We start from the raw sequence: 18,287 nt of genomic DNA, 5'->3' as shown, positions 1-18,287 counted from the left end.
CACGTTCCCGCCCCCGGGGCCGGATCAGACCGGTACCGGGGGCGGACACCACGGCTCAAGGGGCGTACGCTTGCTCGCGCCATGCCGTACGAACCGCCCACCCACAGCGTCGAGCGCTCGCTCCGTGCCACCACCGGAGCCAAGACCGTCGCCGGAGTCGACGAAGTCGGACGCGGCGCCTGGGCCGGCCCCGTCACCGTGTGCGCCGCCGTCACCGGACTGCGCCGCGCCCCGGCCGGACTCACCGACTCCAAGCTGCTGACCCCCAAGCGCCGCACAGCGCTCGCCACGGAGCTGCGGACCTGGGTCACCGCGCACGCGCTCGGCCACTCCTCTCCGCAGGAGATCGACGAGTTGGGCATGACGGCCGCCCTAAGGCTGGCCGCCGCGCGAGCCCTGGAGGCGCTGCCCGTACGGCCCGACGCGGTGATCCTCGACGGCAAGCACGACTACCTCGGAGCACCCTGGCGCGTGCGTACGGTCATCAAGGGCGACCAGTCCTGCATCGCCGTGGCCGCGGCCTCCGTCATCGCCAAGGTCACGCGGGACGCGATGATGGCCGAACTCGGCGTCGACCACGCGGATTTCGCCTTCGTCGACAACGCCGGATACCCCTCGCCGGTGCACCAGGCCGCCTTGGCCGAGCTGGGCCCGACCCCGTACCACCGATTGTCCTGGTCGTATCTGGACGCGCTGCCCCGATGGCGGCACCTAAAGCGGGCCCGCAGCGCCCCGGAAACTGCTGCTCTGGAGGCCAGTGGCCAGCTCGGTTTCGATTTCTGAGCGGCCCGACCGCCACCCGCCGACGCGACCCGCACCGGCGTTTGATTAACATCAGCCCATGCCTCTCATCCCCGAGGAGCCTCAGATTCACGAGAGTGTCCCGGGTCCCCGCGTTACTCCGGCCGCCGGCCGCACCGCGCCGACCCCCCGTCCTGTCCCTGGTCCTGGCCCCCGTCCGGCCCCGAAGCGGCCCGGTGTTCCGGGCCCGAGCCGGAGTTCGGCCACGGCCCCGTCCCAGCGCACCCCGCGCGATGCGGCGGTGAACGCTCCGGCCGCCGAAGCCGCCACCGCCTCCCAGGCCGCCACGACCGCTGTGGCCGACGCGGCCGCCCCGGCCGCTTCCGCGGCACCGCAGATCCAGCTGATCCCCGCCTCCGTGGAGGGAGCGCTGGACGCGGCCGACGAAGCCGTCGACCTGCTGCTGGACTCCGGTCGGGCACCCGGCGAGATCCTGGTGCTCACCACCGGAGACCCGCACCCGTGGGCGGCGCACGAGCTGTCCTTCGGCGAGGCGTCCTACTGGGCGCAGCACGACGCCGGTGACGATGTCTTCTACGCGGTCGCCGCCGCCGAGCGGGCCACGACCCGCCCGGTCGTGGTGGTCGCCGTCAACGGCGGTGCGGACGAAGTCGTGTCCGGCGCGCTGCCGACCGCGATGGCTCGCGCCGGTGTGCTGCTGATCATCTGCGGCGACCCGCAGCGCATCAACGCCGTGATCTCCACGAGCGTCTAGTACGCGGCAACCCGTATCAGCGGATCGTCGGTCGGCCGTCCCCGAACCAGGAGGCGGCCGGCCGATGCTTTCGTATACGGACCACGGCCCCCATACCGCTGCTCAGCGGACGGCCGTACCGCGCAGCGCCTCCGGAACTCCACTCCCAGAGGCCACCGGCTCGCTCAGGTCCTCTGCATCCTCCCCTTCGCTGCCTTCGTCGCCCCAGTCCCTCCCGTCCCCGCGGGATCCGTCCTGACTCGCGGTGGAGTGGGAGTGCGGCCGCTTACCGCCCCGCCCCTCGCCCAGAACCTGCCACCCGGTCCTGGTGAGCGTGATGTACGCGCCGCAGCGCAGCCCGTGCAGCGTGCAGGCGTCCCGCAGCCCCCACAACCACGCACCGTCCTCCTCCGTCCAACGGGCCTCGCCCTCGCGGCAGTAGAGCAACACGGCGGTGCGGACTGGAGCTCGTAGCCGCAGATCGTGCGGGATGATCCTCCGCAGCTGAGTGAGGAGCGCGTTGCGGAACTCCCAGCCGTCCGCCTCGGCGGCCCGCCGGGCGAACGACGCGCTGGCCGCCAGGTGCTGCTCCGGGTCGAGGACCGCGACGACTGCCGTGCGCGGGATGGGCAGATGACGCGAGTGGAGGCTGGTGACGAGTTCGCGGGGATTGCGCAGCAGGGGTATGCCTGCCGCCGCCCACTCGGCGGGTTCGAGCATCCTGCCCAGCCGGGACGAGGAAGCGGCGGACGGGGGCGGAGCGAAGCCGAAGGTCACCTTCCTCCCTTCGTCTGTGCGCACACGGTCCGGATGAGGCGTCCGGCACGGGCACGCGCCGCCCCGCGGCTCCAGCGGGTTGTGAATGGGCAGGGGCGGGGAACGGGGTCAATTCTCGCGGCCGTGTCGGCGGGCGGCAACGAGCAATCCGCGCCTGTGCCCGGTATTTGACGCCGCGCTCCCTACACTCCTTCCCGAACCGCGGGCCCGCCACGCGCGTTCACCCCTGTACCGCGAGGACCAGGGGGAAGACCCCTGGGGCCCCGGCCCGGCGCAGCAGCCGAGCGGCCACCGCGAGCGTCCACCCTGTATCGGACAGATCGTCCACGAGCAGGACCGGGCCCCCGGCCCCGGCCAGCGCCTCGGCGAGCGCGGGCGGCACGGTCAGCGCGCCGTCCAGCGCCCGCAACCGCTGGGCGCTGTTGGTGCGCGGCACATGGGTGTCCGCTTCCGTGTCGCGGTACACGACGCTGCCGAGCAGCGGCATCCTGCCGATCGTCGCGATGCGCTCGCCGAGTGTCCGGATCAGTTCGGGCCGGGTGCGCGAGGCCATGGTGACGACGCCCACCGGCCGGTCCGGCGCGTCCGGTGCGCCGGACGCCCAGCCACCCGGGCCCTTGGCCCAGTCGGCGAGCACGGTGACCACCGCGTCGGCCACGTCGTCGGGGACCGGGCAGTCCGGGGCCTGGGGAGCGAGCAGCGGCCGCAACCGATTGCCCCATCCGATGTCGGAGAGACGCCCGAGCGCCCGCCCGGTGGCGGCCTGTTCGCCGGCCGGAATGCGGCCCTTGAGTTCGATGCCGACCGCAGGCATCCCCGTCGGCCACATTCGCCGGGGTTCGAGCTCGGCACCGGGCCGTCCGAGTTCGCCCCGCGACGCGTCCAGCGAGGCGTCGGAGACATCGGTGGCGAACCGTGCCCCCGCGCAGTTGTCGCACCGGCCGCACGGCGCCGCCTGCTCATCGTCCAACTGCCGCCGCAGGAACTCCATTCGGCAGGCCGTCGTCGCGGCGTACTCGCGCATCGCCTGCTGCTCGGCCTCGCGCTGCCGCGCCACCCACGCGTACCGCTCGGCGTCGTAGGTCCAGGGCCGGCCGGTGGCGGTCCAGCCGCCGCGCACCCGGTGGACCGCGCCGTCCACGTCGAGGACCTTGAGCATGGTCTCCAGGCGCGACCGCCGCAGGTCGACGCGTGGTTCGAGAGCGGGCAGGGACACCGGCCGGTCCGATGCCGCGAGCACGTCGAGCGTGCGACGCACCTGCTCTTCGGAGGGGAAGGCCAGCGAGGCGAAGTACTTCCAGATGGCCTCGTCCTCCCGGCCGGGCAGCAGCAGCACCTCGGCGTGCTCGACCCCGCGACCGGCGCGGCCGACCTGCTGGTAGTAGGCGATGGGGGAGGAAGGCGAGCCGAGGTGCACCACGAAGCCGAGGTCCGGCTTGTCGAACCCCATGCCCAGGGCGGAGGTGGCGACCAGGGCTTTGACGCGGTTCGCGAGCAGATCCTCCTCGGCCTGGACCCGGTCCGCGTTCTCGGTCTTTCCCGTGTACGAGGCCACGGTGTGACCTCGGCGGCGGAGGAACACCGTCACCTCCTCGGCGGCGGCGACCGTGAGGGTGTAGATGATCCCGGAGCCCGGCAGCTCGTCGAGGTGGTCGGCGAGCCAGCCCAACCGGTGTGCGGCGTCGGGCAGTTGCAGAACGCCCAGGCTCAGGCTCTCCCGGTCCAGCGGTCCGCGCAGCACGAGGGCTTCGGCGGCCCCCTCGCCCGTGCCGAGCTGTTCGGCGACATCGGCTGTGACGCGCGCGTTGGCGGTGGCGGTCGTGGCCAGGACGGGGACGCCGGGCGGCAGCTCGGCGAGCATGGTGCGCAGCCGGCGGTAGTCGGGCCGGAAGTCGTGGCCCCAGTCGGAGATGCAGTGCGCCTCGTCGACGACCAGCATCCCGGTGGCCGCGGCGAGCTTTGGCAGGACCTGGTCGCGGAAATCGGGGTTGTTCAGCCGCTCCGGGCTCACCAGCAGGACGTCCACCTCACCCGCGGCGACCTCCGCCTGGACGGTGTCCCACTCCTCGGTATTGGCCGAATTGATCGTGCGCGCGCGAATCCCCGCGCGCTCGGCCGCCTCCACCTGGTTGCGCATGAGCGCGAGGAGCGGTGAGACGATCACCGTCGGTCCGCTGCCGCGCCGTCGCAGCAGCGCGGTCGCGACGAAGTACACCGCGGACTTGCCCCAGCCGGTGCGCTGCACGACCAGCGCCCGGCGATGGTCCGCGACCAGCGCTTCGATCGCCCGCCACTGGTCTTCGCGCAGCTTCGCCCGGCCTGTCGTGTCTCCGACGAGACGGGACAGGACGGTGTCGGCTGCGGCGCGGAGGTCTTCGTTGCTCATGCCCCCATGCAACACGAGGCCACCGACAATGCGCGAACGAGTCGCGAGACCTGTGGATAACTTTCATCCACAGAATAAGTAAGACAATCTGCGACTTATCCACAGGGCTGGCGAGGCTTGACAAATGTGCGGGACGGTCTGGCCATGACGAAGCGCAACGAATCAACTCGCCGTTCCGCCGCGCCGACCGAGCAGCAGATCACGCTCCGCAGCGCCGCCGAACTCGCCGACGCCCTGCCGTTTTTGGTGGGTTTTCACCCGGATGACAGCGTGGTGATGGCCGCACTGCACGGTGAGCGCGGCCGCCTCGGCGGCCGGCTCAGGCTCGGCCTCCCCCGTACCCGCGAGGAGTGGCCGGACGTGTGCGACCAACTCGCCGAGACCCTCGTGACCAACTGCGAAAAGCGCGGAACCCGACCCGACGGCATCGTCCTGTTCTTCTGCCAGGACCCCGCGCCAGGGGAGTCCGGAAGGGCCGTGATGGAGCGGCTGCGCCCGCTCGCCCAGCGCTTGCGCATCGCGTGCGGCGAGCTTGAGGTGCCCGTGTACGAGGCACTGTGCATCTCGGACGGCCGCTTCTGGTCCTACTGCTGCCCCGACAGCCGCTGCTGCCCGCCGGAAGGAGTACCGATGGCACTGCCCGGCACCTCGGCGATGGCCGCCACCGCCGCCTATGTCGGCATGCGGGTGCGCGGCACACTCAAGGAAATGGAGGCGCGACTCGCACCGATGACCGGGGAATCCGTACCCCAGCAGGAACGCGCGCTGGACGCCGCGGGAGGCCGGCTCCTACCGCGGATCCTCGACGGCGGGGGCTGTGAAGCGGTGCGAGAGGAGACGCTGGACGTCCTGCGTCTGGTCCTGGGCCGATTCCGGGACACACCGCCTCTCGCGCACCCCATGAAGTCCGACGCGCACGACGACACGCTACTCAGCCACGACGAAGCCGCCACGATCATCATCGGGCTGCAGGACAGGACTACGCGGGACCAGGCGGCGGAATGGATGGAAGGACCGGACGGCCAAGCCGCGCTGCGAGTCTGGCGCGCCCTCGCCCGCCGCTGTGTGGGTTCCTACACCGAGTACGGCGCGGCACCGCTCGCGCTCGCGGGCTGGGTCGCGTGGTCGGTCGGCGAAGGGCCGGAGGCGAGGGTGGCGTTCAGCCGAGCCCTGCGTATCGACCCCGACTATCTCTTCGCGCATCTCCTCTTCCAGGCGTGCAATGACGGGCTGGACCCCGAGACGCTGCGAAACTGCCTGCGCAAGGAGCGCGCCGACCGCGCGGTGCACACGGCGGTCCACGCCGAGCTGGAGCGTGCGGCCACCGCTGACGAAGCCTCCGCGAACGGGCGTCGTCGTCGGCCGCGGCCCAAGGGCGGGCCTGCGACCTCCGCTCGTACGGCCGTTCCCCGTGCGACGGCTGCTCGTACGACTGGGCCCGCCCGCACGACGGCCGTCGGCCGAGCGGTCGGAGCGGCTCGTGCGGCTGGGTCCGGTGGTACGACCGGGCCTGCCGGGCCCACCGGACCCGGGAAAACCGCCGGGGCCGCCGGCAAGCCGCGTGTACGAGGCAAGGATGGACAGCGCGGCGCCCGCAGCGCCCAGTAACACCTCACAGATCCGTCCACCGTGTCCTGCGCGACGACCGCGCCGTTCATATCAGTGGCCGCGATCCTCATCAGGTCCGACACGTCCCCAGGGAGCGCACCCAGTGCAAGGCATGGTCCCCATCGGTCAGCCGGCCCGCCGTCCCACCGCACCGGCTCGGCCCGGCGCGAGTCGCGCGGAACCACAACCCGTACACACGGCGCTGATCTGTGTGGCCATGCCGTCCCTGGCCATCTCCGCCGAACACGGCCAGCTCTCCGGCCAAGGACTCCACGGCTTCTACCGTTCGGGCCGAAGGGTCCTGGCCCGGTGTCGTCTGCGTGTCGCGGGAGCGGAGCCGCTGCCCGTGCAGGCGCGGCTCCTCGGCTCGGACCAAGTCCGATTCGTGGGCACGGTGCGCACGATGGCCGATTCAGGACCGGACCCGTCCGTCACCGTGGAACGGCTGCGCCACGCCGACGGCACCGAACGCATCACGGTGCACAGCACCGCCGGCCGCGTTCTCAGGCTCCCGATCGAGGTCTCCCTGGGCACCGACCTGGCCGAGCTCGGCGCGGCCGCCGCCGGGCATACCGGGCCCGAACTCCCCGCCTGCGTACACGACAGCGGCATGCGCTGGTCCACGCCGGGCCTGCACGCGGTCGTCACGGCCGAACCTGCGCCCAAGGACACGCTGGCATCGGCGGGACTGCTCTGCTGGGAGCTGGAAGTGCCGCCCGGCGGATCGCGGAGCATCCAACTCCAGGTACGGCTGGAGTGGTCCGATCAGACGCGGATCGGGCCGCCGCGGGGGCCTGCTGCCGGGGCCGCCCCACGAGGACGCGGCGGCGCTCCGCTCTGGGGGCCTACGCGAGTCACGGGCGACGACACAAGGGTTGAGACTCTGCTCCGCATCGCCGTGGACGATCTCGGGGCGCTGCTCTTGCGCGACCCCCGCCGGCCAGGCGACGCCTACCCCGCGGCGGGTGTTCCCTGGCGCTGCGGCCTCGCCCCCGCAGAAGCGCTATGGGCGGCCCGTATGACACTGCCGCTGGGGGTGCGCCTCGCCGCCGGGACACTGCGCACCCTGGCCCGTACGCAATTGGGAGGGCGGGGGCCGGAGGGCGGCCGCATCCCCGGTGCGATGCGGCATGCCGGGCCACATCTGCCACCCAGTTGCACGGGTGTCGAGGCCACCCTGCTGTTCCCCACGGTCCTGGCCGAGGCCCGCCGGTGGGGCCTGCCCGACAAGGACGCCGAACCACTGCTGTCGGTGGCCGAACGCTGCCTGCTGTGGCTGCGCAACGCGGTGGGGGACCGCGGTTACCTCGCGGACCCGTCGCCCGGCGGTCCGTACCGCTGCGAGGCACAGGCGCACGCGCACCGGGCGGCGCTGCTCGGTGCGGACCTCCTGGACGCGTACGGCCGTCCAGGAGCATCGGGCTGGCGGGAATGGGCGGCGGATCTGCGCCGCCGCTTCCGCGAGGAGTTCTGGGTCGAGGACCGGGGTGGCGGGCGGCCGGCAGCGGTTCGGATGCCCAACGGCAGCGCGATGACGCGACTGGGGGCGACGGCCTCCCACCTCCTCGACACGGGCCTGCTGGGCGAGGGCGCCTACGCGGTGGGGCTGCTCGACAAGGTCCAGACGGGGCAATTGGCCCGGCTCCTCGGCGGCCCGGCCCTCGACTCCGGGTGGGGGCTGCGCACCCTCGCCGCCAGGGAGCCCGGATACAACCCGTTCGGCCATCGGAGCGGTGCCGTGCGCGTCCATGAGACGGCCGTGGCCGTCGCCGGGCTGGCCGCCGCCGGATACGAGAAGGAAGCGGGCTCCTTGCTGTGCGGAGTCCTCAACGCCGCCGCCACCTTTGCCCATCGGCTCCCCGAGATGTACGCGGGCGAACAGCGCACCTCGGGGAGCGCCCCACTGCCGCACCCGGCCGCGTGCCGTCCGGCCGCGGTCGCCTCGGCGGCGGCAGTACGGCTGCTCACGACGCCCGCGGGGGTGCTCCCGGACGTACCGGCCGGGACCGTGGCGGTCCGTCCGATGCACACCGCTCCACTCGGTGCGTTGCAGTTCACGGGGTTGCGCGTGGCAGAGCAGCCCTTCGCCGTACGCATCAGCAGGCTCGGCCTGGGCATGGTCGAGGAAGCCGCCGACGGTCTGCAATTGGGGGGCTGAACGGTATGCGCCTCGTACAGTCCGATCAGCCGCCAGAGGACGACGCTCAGGGGCCTGTTTATCGTCAAGCAGACGACTATGATCGCGTCATGCCCTACGACCCGTCGGCCTTCCCGCCCTTCGCTGTAACTGTCGACCTGGTCGTGCTCACCGTGCGCCGGCACGCACTGTGTTCCCTGGCTGTCCGCCGTGGTGAGCCGCCCTACCAAGGACGCTGGGCCCTTCCGGGCGGCTTCGTGCGCGTCGACGAGGACCTGGGTGCCGCCGCCGCGAGAGAGCTGGCCGAGGAGACCGGGCTGCTCGCGCAGGATCCCGCGGGCACCGTGCCCGCCAATGCCGCGCACCTCGAACAACTGGGGACCTATGGCGACCCCAAGCGCGACCCCCGGATGCGGGTGGTGAGCGTCGCCCACCTGGCGCTCGCCCCGGACCTTCCCGCGCCCCGGGCCGGGGGAGACGCGCGCAGTGTGCGCTGGGCGCCGGTGGACGATCTGCTCGATCAGGAGAGCGGATTCGGCCGGGACGGGGAGCAGGCGGCCCCGCTCGCGTTCGACCACGCCCGCATCCTGGCGGATGGTGTGGAGCGGGCCCGGTCCAAGATCGAGTACTCGTCGCTGGCCACTGCTTTCTGCCCGCAGGAGTTCACGGTGGGAGAACTGCGCCGGGTCTACGAGGCGGTGTGGGGCGTCGCGCTGGACCCTCGCAACTTCCATCGCAAGGTGACCGGCACGCCGGGCTTCCTGGTGCCGACGGGCGGGACGACGACACGTCAGGGCGGTCGGCCGGCGCAGCTTTTCCGGGCGGGAGGTGCGCCCCTGCTGAATCCTCCGATGCTGCGGCCTGACGCCTGACGCCCCGATGGCGGGCCTGAGGGGTGCCGGCCGGAGGTGAGGCGGTGCAGCCGGTGCGGCGGAGAGGTTGCGCGGGGCTCCCGGGGTGGGGCGGGAGTGGGCGGTGCGGGTGGGGGATCGGACACGGGTAGCGCCGGGAGGCGCTGACTACGCAACAAATGGGGCATAACGGGTTACCGTGCCGGGGTATGTACCCCCGCCCTTCCGTATGCGCCGCCAAGCGGTCTCACGCCCCGCGAGAGAAGCCATGATCCAGGCCATCGGGCTGACCAGTGTCCCCCGCCGCAACCAGTCACCAGCCGTCGACGACCTCACCTTCGAGGCGCACTCCGGACGCGTCACCGTGCTGCTCGGGTCGGACGGGGCCGGCAAGACCAGCGCGCTGCGTCTGCTGCTCCGCCTCGACCCGGGGCGCGGCGTCGCCCTCTTCAGAGGGCGCCCGCTGCACATGATCCCGCACCCTGCCCGCGAGATCGGTGTGCTCCTCGGCGACAGTCCCGGCCACCCCGGCCGGACGGCCCGTGGTCATCTGCGGATGCTGAGCGCGGCCGTCGGGGTGCCCGGCGACCGGGCCGACGACGTCCTCGAAGTCGTCGGACTCAGCGGCCTGGCCGATCAGCGGCTCGGCGACTTCTCGCTCGGTATGGACCGGCGTCTCGGCCTCGCCGCGGCGCTGCTCGGCGACCCGCACACCCTGGTGCTCGACGAGCCCGCGCAGGGGCTCTCGCCGCGCGAAACCGCCTGGTTGCACGGTCTGTTGCGGGGTTACGCGGACCAGGGCGGCGTCGTGCTGATCACTTCTCGTGAGCCGAAGGAGGCCGCGCGGATCGCGGACCGGGTGGTCACCGTCGAGGCCGGTTGTCTGCTGGCGGATCAGGAGGCCGCGGACTTCGCCCGGACCCGGCTGAGGCCCCGGGTCGCCGTGCGGTCACCGCTCGCGGGGCGGCTCGCCGCACTCCTCACAGATGAGTCGCACGGCTCGGACCGGCCCATCGAGGTAGTGCGCGAGGGCGGGAGCCGCATCTCTGTGTACGGCAGTACGTGCGCGGCTGTGGGGGAGGCCGCGTACCGGAACGGCATCGTGGTGCACCGACTCGCCGAGGAGAGCGGTGACACCGCCCCGGCGGCCCCTCTCCAGCGGGCCGACGGCCGCCGTGCGGGCTGGGGCGAGGCGCCCGCAGCGGCATCAGCGGCGAGTGCGGAAGAGGAAGGGGGAGAGGCGGGGGACGTTTCGGTACCGGTCGGTGCGGGTGGCGGTGCCGAGCGGCCTGGAGGGGTGGGCGTGGAGTCCGTACCGGCGGCGCCTGCGTTCGGTCGGCTGCCGCCTCCGGGGCCTGTGCAACCGTTCCGCTACGAGCTGCTCCGGGCTGTCGGAGCACGCCCTGGCTGGGTGGTCGCGGCGCTCTCACTGACTGCCTCGCTCCTCATCTCCGTGCTGATCGCCCGTAACGGGCGCCCTTCGGAGCTTCCCCTGCTCACTGGCTGGCCGGCCGTCTTTCCGCTGCCGCCGGCCGCGGTGGGAGCCGGGCTGCTCGGCGCCTTCGCCTTTGGCCAGGAGTTCCGTTACCCCGCGCTCTCCCCGGACCAGGGCGCTCTCCCGCGCCGCCTTGGCCTGCTGGGCGCCAAGCTCGTGGTCAGCGCCGTCACCGCACTGCTGCTCGCGTTCGCTGTCCTCGTGCTCGACGGGTTCGCGCTGCGTTTCCTCTACGGGGCTGACGGCGCTGCGCTTCCCGCTGACTGGCCCGCGCTCATCGCGGGTTGGGCCGGGCTCGTTGTGGGGTGCGCCTGGGCCGGCCTGTTGGCCGCGGGCGTCTTCCGGTCCGCGTTGATGGGGCTGGCCGCCGTTCTGGCGGTGCCGGTGGTGATGGTGCCAGTGGTGCGTCAGGTGCTGGGCAGCCCGTCGGCCCGATCGATCATCGGGCTGCCGGACCGGCTCCGGTCGGTGACCATGATGCAGTGGCCGACCGGTGTCGATCATGGAGTGTCGGCCGCCTTGCGACTGCTCGCCCGCCCCGTGGGCTGGGCGCTGGCGCTCTCGCTCGCCGTGCTGCTCTGCGCATATGCGCTGACCACGCTCCGGGGCCGACCGCAACGATGGCGCGGCGGGGGGCGGTCACATGATCGACCGGCCATCCCGGAGGGGCGCCCGATTGTGTCCGATAAGGCGTCAATTATGAGGTAATGCGCGATCACCCTTTCGTGTGCTTTTCACCAAAGAACTCAAGGGTTTCCGGGGCGTCGCCGACAAAGGATGCGTGAGTACCCTTGCGCACACCATGATGACCGCGGCTCGCCCTGCCGACACCGGCCTCGCAGCTCCGGGCGAGCTTGACCGCTACTCCTACGCGGGCGGCCCCGGCGCCGACCGCGCCGGCGCACCGTCCTGGGACGGGGGCGACGCGGAACTGGGCCGGGGCGGCCGCAGGGCCGCCGGCAGCCGGGGCCGCGGGCTGCACGGCCAACTCGTCCAGCAACTCGGCCAGATGATCGTCTCCGGGGACCTGGGTGCCGACCGTCCGCTGGTCCCCGAGGAGATCGGCCAGCGCTTCGAGGTGTCCCGTACCGTCGTTCGCGAGTCGTTGCGCGTTCTTGAGGCCAAGGGGCTGGTCAGCGCCCGGCCCAATGTCGGCACCCGGGTCCGGCCCGTCAGCGACTGGAACCTCCTCGACCCGGACATCATCGAGTGGCGGGCCTTCGGGCCGCAGCGCGAGGACCAGCGCCGCGAGCTGTGCGAGCTGCGCTGGACCATCGAGCCGCTCGCGGCCCGGCTCGCGGCGGGCCACGGACGTGAGGACCTCCAGCAGCGCCTCGCCGACATGGCCGAGATCATGGGCCACGCGCTGACCCAGAACGACTCGCTCACCTTCTCCCGCGCGGACACCGAGTTCCACTCGCTGCTGCTGCAGGTCGCGGGCAACCGCATGCTGGAGCACCTCTCCGGCATCGTCTCCTCCGCCCTGCACGTCTCGGGTGGTCCGGTCGTGGGCTGCGATCGCCCCAGCGAGGCCGGGGTCGGCCACCATCTGCGGATCGTCGAGGCGATCGGCGCGGGGGACCCCGCCGGCGCCGAGGCCGCGATGCGCCAACTGCTCACCGTTCACCCCGAGGTCGAGCGCGTGGTGCCGGCGCCGCGCGAGCACTGACCGTACGGGCTCCATGAGCGGTACCGGCGCCGCCGGACCCTGGCCCGGGTCCGGCGGCGGGGAGCGAACTGTCCTCGTATGAGACGTCCCGTCCTGATGTGCGGTGTGACTCGGGCCACGATGATTGGGCGTAACGCTCTTTGAGGCAGTGCGATGACTAAAGAGGTGGCAGCAGAGGAGGGAATACGGCTCTCGTCCGAGACGCTGTACAACTCCGCACTCCCGCCCGCGCCGTCGGTTCATCCTTGCCGTCGGTCGTCGGCTCCCATCCATTGTGGACGGGGCCGGAAGCCATTTCCATCGTTCCGAGAGGTTGTTCGTGTCGGCCAGCACATCCCGTACGCTCCCCACGGAGATCGCCGAATCCGAGTCTCTGTTGGCGCTCATCGAGCGGGGAAAGGCTGAGGGGCAGATCGCCGGCGATGACGTGCGTCGGGCCTTCGAGGCTGACCAGATTCCGTCGACCCAGTGGAAGAACGTTCTGCGCAGCCTCAACCAGGTCCTCGACGAGGAGGGTGTGACGCTGATGGTCAGTGCCGCAGAGGCGCCCAAGCGCACCCGCAAGAGCGTCGCAGCGAAGAGCCCGGCGAAGCGCACTGCCACCAAGACGGTGGCCGCCAAGACGGTCACGGCCAAGAAGGCCACCACAGCCGCCACCTCGTCCGCCGCCGCGGACGAGGTCGCGGTCGGCGAGACCGACGACGCCATGGCATCGCCCGCGAAGAAGGCCGCCGCCAAGAAGGCCGTGGCGAAGAAGACGGTGGCGAAGAAGGCCACCGCGAAGAAGACGGCCGCGAAGAAGACCGCCGGCAAGAAGGACGTCGACGAGATCCTCGACGACGAGGTCGAAGAGGTGCCGACGCCCGGCAAGCCCGAGGAAGAGGAAGAGGGCGGCGAGAACAAGGGCTTCGTCCTCTCCGACGACGACGAGGACGACGCCCCGGCCCAGCAGGTCGCCGTGGCCGGCGCCACCGCCGACCCGGTCAAGGACTACCTCAAGCAGATCGGCAAGGTCCCGCTCCTCAACGCGGAGCAGGAGGTCGAGCTCGCGAAGCGCATCGAGGCGGGGCTCTTCGCCGAGGACAAGCTGGCCAACTCCGACAAGCTCGCGCCGAAACTCAAGCGCGAGCTGGAGATCATCGCCGAGGACGGCCGCCGCGCCAAGAACCACCTCCTGGAGGCCAACCTCCGTCTGGTGGTCTCCCTGGCCAAGCGCTACACCGGCCGCGGCATGCTCTTCCTGGACCTCATCCAGGAGGGCAACCTCGGTCTGATCCGCGCGGTCGAGAAGTTCGACTACACCAAGGGCTACAAGTTCTCGACGTACGCGACCTGGTGGATCCGCCAGGCGATCACGCGCGCCATGGCCGACCAGGCCCGCACCATCCGTATCCCGGTGCACATGGTCGAGGTCATCAACAAGCTCGCGCGCGTCCAGCGCCAGATGCTCCAGGACCTGGGCCGTGAGCCCACCCCGGAGGAGCTGGCCAAGGAGCTCGACATGACCCCCGAGAAGGTCATCGAGGTCCAGAAGTACGGCCGTGAGCCCATTTCGCTGCACACTCCGCTGGGTGAGGACGGCGACAGCGAGTTCGGCGACCTCATCGAGGACTCCGAAGCGGTCGTGCCGGCCGACGCGGTCAGCTTCACACTCCTCCAGGAGCAGCTGCACTCCGTGCTCGACACGCTCAGCGAGCGCGAGGCCGGTGTGGTGTCCATGCGGTTCGGTCTCACCGACGGCCAGCCGAAGACCCTCGACGAGATCGGCAAGGTCTACGGGGTGACGCGCGAGCGCATCCGCCAGATCGAGTCGAAGACCATGTCGAAGCTGCGCCACCCGTCGCGCTCCCAGGTGCTCCGCGACTACCTGGACTGAGCCTGACGTCGCGAAGCGCCCCTGATCGCCGAGTTCCATGATCAGGGGCGCTTCGCTGTGCCGCTGGGCCCTGCGGTGTCGGGATGCGACGGCGGCCGTACGGAGTGACGCTGGGTACGCACTACACTCCGCACGGTCAGGAGGTCGTATGCGTTCTCTCATTTCTGCGCTGCTTGGTGCCCTCGCGCTGGTGGTGGCGGTTCCGAGTCCGGCGTTGGCGGACCGGATAGTCGTCGGGGGGCAGCAGGTGCAGGTCGCGGACGCCCCCTGGGTGGTTGCTCTGGCCAGTCGGAGCCGATTCGGTGCGGCGCGTTCGGGGCAGTTCTGCGGCGGTGTGATGGTCTCGCCCACGGCGGTGGTCACCGCCGCGCACTGCCTGGGCCGGGAGGTGCTCGGCGTGGACCGGCAGGACGTCCAGGATCTGCGGGTTCTCGTGGGGCGCGAGGATCTGAGGGGCACGAGCGGGCGCGAGATCGCGTTGAAGGGGGACTGGGTCAACCCGGACTACGACTCCGTGAGCAATGCCGGAGATGTGGCGGTGCTCACGCTGGCGGAGCCGGTGCCGGCCTCCGACGTCATTCGAATGGCCCCGAAGGGCGACCCCGGGTACCGGGCGGGCGCCACGGCCTCGGTCTACGGCTGGGGTGACACCACGGGCAAGGGGAGGTACGCCTCGACCCTGCACGCGGCCCAGGTGCGGGTCCTGGAGGACGAGAGGTGCCGGCGCGCGTACCCGGGCAGCGCCGATGGCACGTACCGGCCCTCGTCGATGCTCTGTGCGGGGCAGCCGGGGGGCGGGCGCGATGCCTGCCAGGGGGACAGTGGCGGCCCTCTGGTGGCCCGTGGGCGGCTTATCGGGCTCGTGTCCTGGGGCAGCGGCTGCGGGGAGCCCAAGAGCCCCGGTGTCTATACGCGGATCTCAGCGGTCGCCCCGCTGGTGGCTCAGCGCGACTGAACCACGCCGTGGGTGGGTCCGGCCCTGAAGGGGGCCGGACCCACCCACGGGTGTGCCGGGACACGAGAGCGGGCGGCGTTCCCTGGGTCGGGATAGCCGCCCGCGGCTGTCCGGCCTGGCCGGACCTCGCTCGTCGTGGATGCGATGTGTCAGCGTTCCTCGTCGGACGCGGACGCGGACGCCGGGGTAGCGGTCAGCCGCTCCGTCTCGTCCTGTATTTCCGCGGCGATCTTCTTGAGTTCTGGCTCGAACTTACGCCCATGGTGAGCGCAGAACAGCAGTTCACCGCCGCTCATGAGAACGACGCGCAGGTAAGCCTGGGCGCCGCAGCGGTCGCAGCGGTCTGCGGCCGTCAGCGGGCTCGCGGGGGTCAGAACAGTAGTCACGTCGCCTCTTCTCTAGCTCGACGAGCTGTCGTACCAGGGTCAACATCCAACCAGGCCGAAAACGTTCCCGCTGCCGGCTTTTCCTCGAAACTTCCTTCCGAGGGGTCGGATCTTGACGGTTTGGCGGCGAATGAGCCGTAGTGCGTTGGCTTACGGTTTCACGTCGCTTGTCGGTATGTGTCCTCCCGGCTGGGTTGCCGGCTTGTTGAAGAGGACGTGCCCGGAGCCTAAATGGTTCATGCCTCCAAGGGAACGTGATGTGGGCGTCACTCCATTGAGGGATCGAACGTACGAGCGACTCTGGACTACCATGGGCGTTCTCATGGGTGGCGGCACAAAGGCTCTATCAGGCGTCGGTACCCTCTGAACGGCGACCGAGCCAACCTCTGAACCCGGACTCGGGTCAGACAGAAATTCAGCGAGGAGCGAACCGCGTGACCGCCGATACGTCCGTGCCGTCCACCGCATTGCTGACCGGGGCAGACCGGGACGAATCCAACTACACCGCGCGGCACCTACTCGTCCTTGAGGGCCTGGAAGCCGTCCGTAAGCGCCCCGGCATGTACATCGGGTCGACCGACAGCCGCGGCCTGATGCACTGCCTCTGGGAGATCATCGACAACTCCGTGGACGAGGCCCTGGGCGGCTACTGCGACCGCATCGAGGTGATCCTCCACGACGACGGGTCCGTGGAGGTCCGGGACAACGGCCGCGGCATCCCCGTCGACATCGAGCCGAAGACCGGCCTGTCCGGTATCGAGGTCGTGATGACCAAGCTGCACGCCGGCGGCAAGTTCGGCGGCGGGTCCTACGCCGCCTCCGGCGGCCTGCACGGCGTGGGCGCCTCCGTCGTCAACGCCCTCTCCTCACGGCTCGACATCGAGGTCGACCGCAACAGCAAGACCCACTCGATCAGCTTCCGCCGAGGCGTCCCCGGGATCTTCACCGAGTCCGGACCGGACGCGCCCTTCGACCCGGCGAACGGCCTCCTCAAGGGCAAGCGGGTGCCCAAGACCCGTACCGGCACCAGGGTCCGCTACTGGGCGGACCGGCAGATCTTCCTCAAGGACGCGAAGCTCTCCCTGGAGACGCTGTACGGGCGCGCCCGGCAGACCGCCTTCCTGGTGCCGGGGCTGACCCTCGTCGTGCGCGACGAGCGCGGCCTCGACGGGGAGGGGAAGACCGAGGAGACCTTCCGCTACGACGGCGGCATCAGCGAGTTCTGCGAGTACCTCGCCCAGGACAAGGCCGTCTGCGATGTGCTGCGCCTCAGCGGCCAGGGCAGCTTCAAGGAGACCGTTCCGGTCCTCGACGACCGCGGGCATATGACCGCCACCGAGGTCACACGTGAGCTCGGCGTGGACATCGCGCTGCGCTGGGGCACCGGCTACGACACCACGATCCGGTCCTTCGTGAACATCATCGCCACCCCCAAGGGCGGCACCCACGTCTCCGGCTTCGAGCGCTCCCTCACCAAGACGGTCAACGAGGTGCTCCGCTCCGCCAAGCTGCTGCGGGTCGCGGAGGACGACGTCGTCAAGGACGACGCCATGGAGGGGCTCACGGCGGTCGTGACCGTACGGCTGGCGGAGCCGCAGTTCGAGGGGCAGACCAAGGAGGTGCTCGGCACCTCGGCGGCCGCCCGGATCGTCGGCAACGTGGTGGCCAAGGAGCTGAAGGCGTTCCTGGCCTCGACCAAGCGGGACGCCAAGCAGCAGGCGCGGTCGGTGATGGAGAAGATCGTCGCCGCGGCCCGTACGCGCATCGCGGCGCGGCAGCACAAGGAGGCGCAGCGGCGGAAGACCGCGCTGGAGTCGTCCTCCCTGCCCGCGAAGCTGGCCGACTGCCGCAGCGACGATGTCGACCGCAGCGAGCTGTTCATCGTCGAGGGGGACTCGGCGCTGGGCACCGCGAAGCTCGCGCGGAATTCGGAGTTCCAGGCGCTGCTGCCGATCCGCGGCAAGATCCTCAACGTCCAGAAGTCATCCGTCTCGGACATGCTCAAGAATGCCGAGTGCGGCGCGATCATCCAGGTGATAGGGGCCGGTTCGGGACGTACGTTCGACATCGACGCCGCGCGCTACGGCAAGGTTCTGCTGATGGTCGACGCCGATGTCGACGGCGCCCACATCCGGTGCCTGCTGCTCACTCTCTTCCAGCGCTATATGCGCCCGATGGTGGAAGCCGGGCGGGTCTTCGCCACCGTGCCGCCGCTGCACCGGGTCGAGCTGGTGAACCCCAAGAAGGGGCAGGAGAAGTACGTCTACACCTACTCGGACAGCGAACTGCGGCAGACGCTGCTGGAGTTCGACCGCAAGGGGACGCGCTACAAGGACAGCATCCAGCGGTACAAGGGCCTCGGTGAGATGGATGCCGACCAGTTGGCCGAGACCACGATGGACCCGCGCCGACGGACCCTGCGGCGGATCAACATCAGCGATCTGGAGGGCGCCGAGCAGGCCTTCGACCTCCTCATGGGCAATGAGGTGGCGCCCCGGAAGGAGTTCATCACCAACGCGGCGTCCACTCTGGACCGTTCCCGTATCGACGCCTGAGGTGCTTGAGGCGTTTGAGGTGTTTGAGGTGCCTGGGACGTCTGAGGCGTCTGAGGTGTCTGCGTCCGGTCCATCTCCGGGTGGAGAGGTGATCTCC

The 18,287-nt window shown here is 70.9% G+C and carries 13 protein-coding genes; 10 read left to right on the top strand and 3 right to left on the bottom strand.

The genetic code is table 11. The annotated features are described in order from the left end of the window. The first annotated feature begins 81 nt into the window (after positions 1-81). Complete coding sequence (locus AB0I22_RS14590; protein WP_363131089.1) at positions 82-783, top strand: ribonuclease HII; 702 nt, start codon at positions 82-84, stop codon at positions 781-783. Between the two features lie 58 nt (positions 784-841). Next, positions 842-1,516 carry a hypothetical protein gene (locus AB0I22_RS14585; protein ID WP_363131088.1) on the top strand — a complete coding sequence of 225 codons (675 nt, stop codon included), beginning with the start codon at positions 842-844 and terminating at the stop codon, positions 1,514-1,516. Positions 1,517-1,618: 102 nt separating this feature from the next. On the opposite strand, the gene AB0I22_RS14580 is transcribed toward AB0I22_RS14585, so the two are convergent. After that, positions 1,619-2,272 carry a hypothetical protein gene (locus AB0I22_RS14580; protein WP_363131087.1) on the bottom strand — a complete coding sequence of 218 codons (654 nt, stop codon included), beginning with the start codon at positions 2,270-2,272 and terminating at the stop codon, positions 1,619-1,621. A 220-nt stretch (positions 2,273-2,492) separates the two neighbouring features. Next, positions 2,493-4,658: a RecQ family ATP-dependent DNA helicase gene (locus tag AB0I22_RS14575; protein WP_363131086.1), complete on the bottom strand. Its 2,166-nt coding sequence runs from the start codon at positions 4,656-4,658 to the stop codon at positions 2,493-2,495. A 144-nt stretch (positions 4,659-4,802) separates the two neighbouring features. On the opposite strand from AB0I22_RS14575, the gene AB0I22_RS14570 reads away from it, so the two are divergent. The 7 genes from AB0I22_RS14570 to AB0I22_RS14540 all read left to right on the top strand — a co-directional run bounded on the left by AB0I22_RS14570 (position 4,803) and on the right by AB0I22_RS14540 (position 15,249). Further along, a complete protein-coding gene (locus AB0I22_RS14570) occupies positions 4,803-6,266 on the top strand; it encodes a DUF4192 domain-containing protein (protein WP_363131085.1) in 1,464 nt (487 codons plus the stop codon). A gap of 217 nt (positions 6,267-6,483) precedes the next feature. Next, on the top strand, positions 6,484-8,424 hold the full coding sequence (locus AB0I22_RS14565) for a glycogen debranching N-terminal domain-containing protein (RefSeq protein WP_363131134.1): 1,941 nt from the start codon (positions 6,484-6,486) through the stop codon (positions 8,422-8,424). A gap of 89 nt (positions 8,425-8,513) precedes the next feature. Then, the gene (locus AB0I22_RS14560; RefSeq protein ID WP_363131084.1) at positions 8,514-9,275 is read left to right on the top strand and encodes an NUDIX domain-containing protein; all 762 of its coding nucleotides are present in this window, start codon (positions 8,514-8,516) and stop codon (positions 9,273-9,275) included. 247 nt (positions 9,276-9,522) lie between these two features. Then, complete coding sequence (locus AB0I22_RS14555) at positions 9,523-11,457, top strand: ATP-binding cassette domain-containing protein (RefSeq protein WP_363131083.1); 1,935 nt, start codon at positions 9,523-9,525, stop codon at positions 11,455-11,457. Between the two features lie 19 nt (positions 11,458-11,476). After that, on the top strand, positions 11,477-12,418 hold the full coding sequence (locus AB0I22_RS14550) for a FadR/GntR family transcriptional regulator (RefSeq protein ID WP_363131082.1): 942 nt from the start codon (positions 11,477-11,479) through the stop codon (positions 12,416-12,418). A 319-nt stretch (positions 12,419-12,737) separates the two neighbouring features. After that, positions 12,738-14,294 (top strand): RNA polymerase sigma factor, encoded by a 1,557-nt coding sequence (locus AB0I22_RS14545; RefSeq protein ID WP_363131081.1) that lies wholly within the window; start codon positions 12,738-12,740, stop codon positions 14,292-14,294. A 148-nt stretch (positions 14,295-14,442) separates the two neighbouring features. Then, entirely contained in the window at positions 14,443-15,249 is an 807-nt protein-coding gene (locus AB0I22_RS14540) for a serine protease (protein ID WP_363131080.1), read from the top strand. A 149-nt stretch (positions 15,250-15,398) separates the two neighbouring features. Here AB0I22_RS14540 and AB0I22_RS14535 read toward each other — a convergent pair whose 3' ends face one another. After that, a complete protein-coding gene (locus tag AB0I22_RS14535; RefSeq protein ID WP_363131079.1) occupies positions 15,399-15,635 on the bottom strand; it encodes a hypothetical protein in 237 nt (78 codons plus the stop codon). 434 nt (positions 15,636-16,069) lie between these two features. Between AB0I22_RS14535 and AB0I22_RS14530 the strand changes: the two genes are divergently transcribed. Beyond that, on the top strand, positions 16,070-18,190 hold the full coding sequence (locus AB0I22_RS14530; protein WP_363131078.1) for a DNA topoisomerase IV subunit B: 2,121 nt from the start codon (positions 16,070-16,072) through the stop codon (positions 18,188-18,190). Positions 18,191-18,287 lie beyond the last annotated feature (97 nt).

The organism is Streptomyces sp. NPDC050610 (assembly GCF_040654875.1).
Lineage (GTDB): Bacteria > Actinomycetota > Actinomycetes > Streptomycetales > Streptomycetaceae > Streptomyces.
Note: the sequence above shows the minus strand (reverse complement) of the source record. Positions and strands in the feature narration are given on the sequence as shown.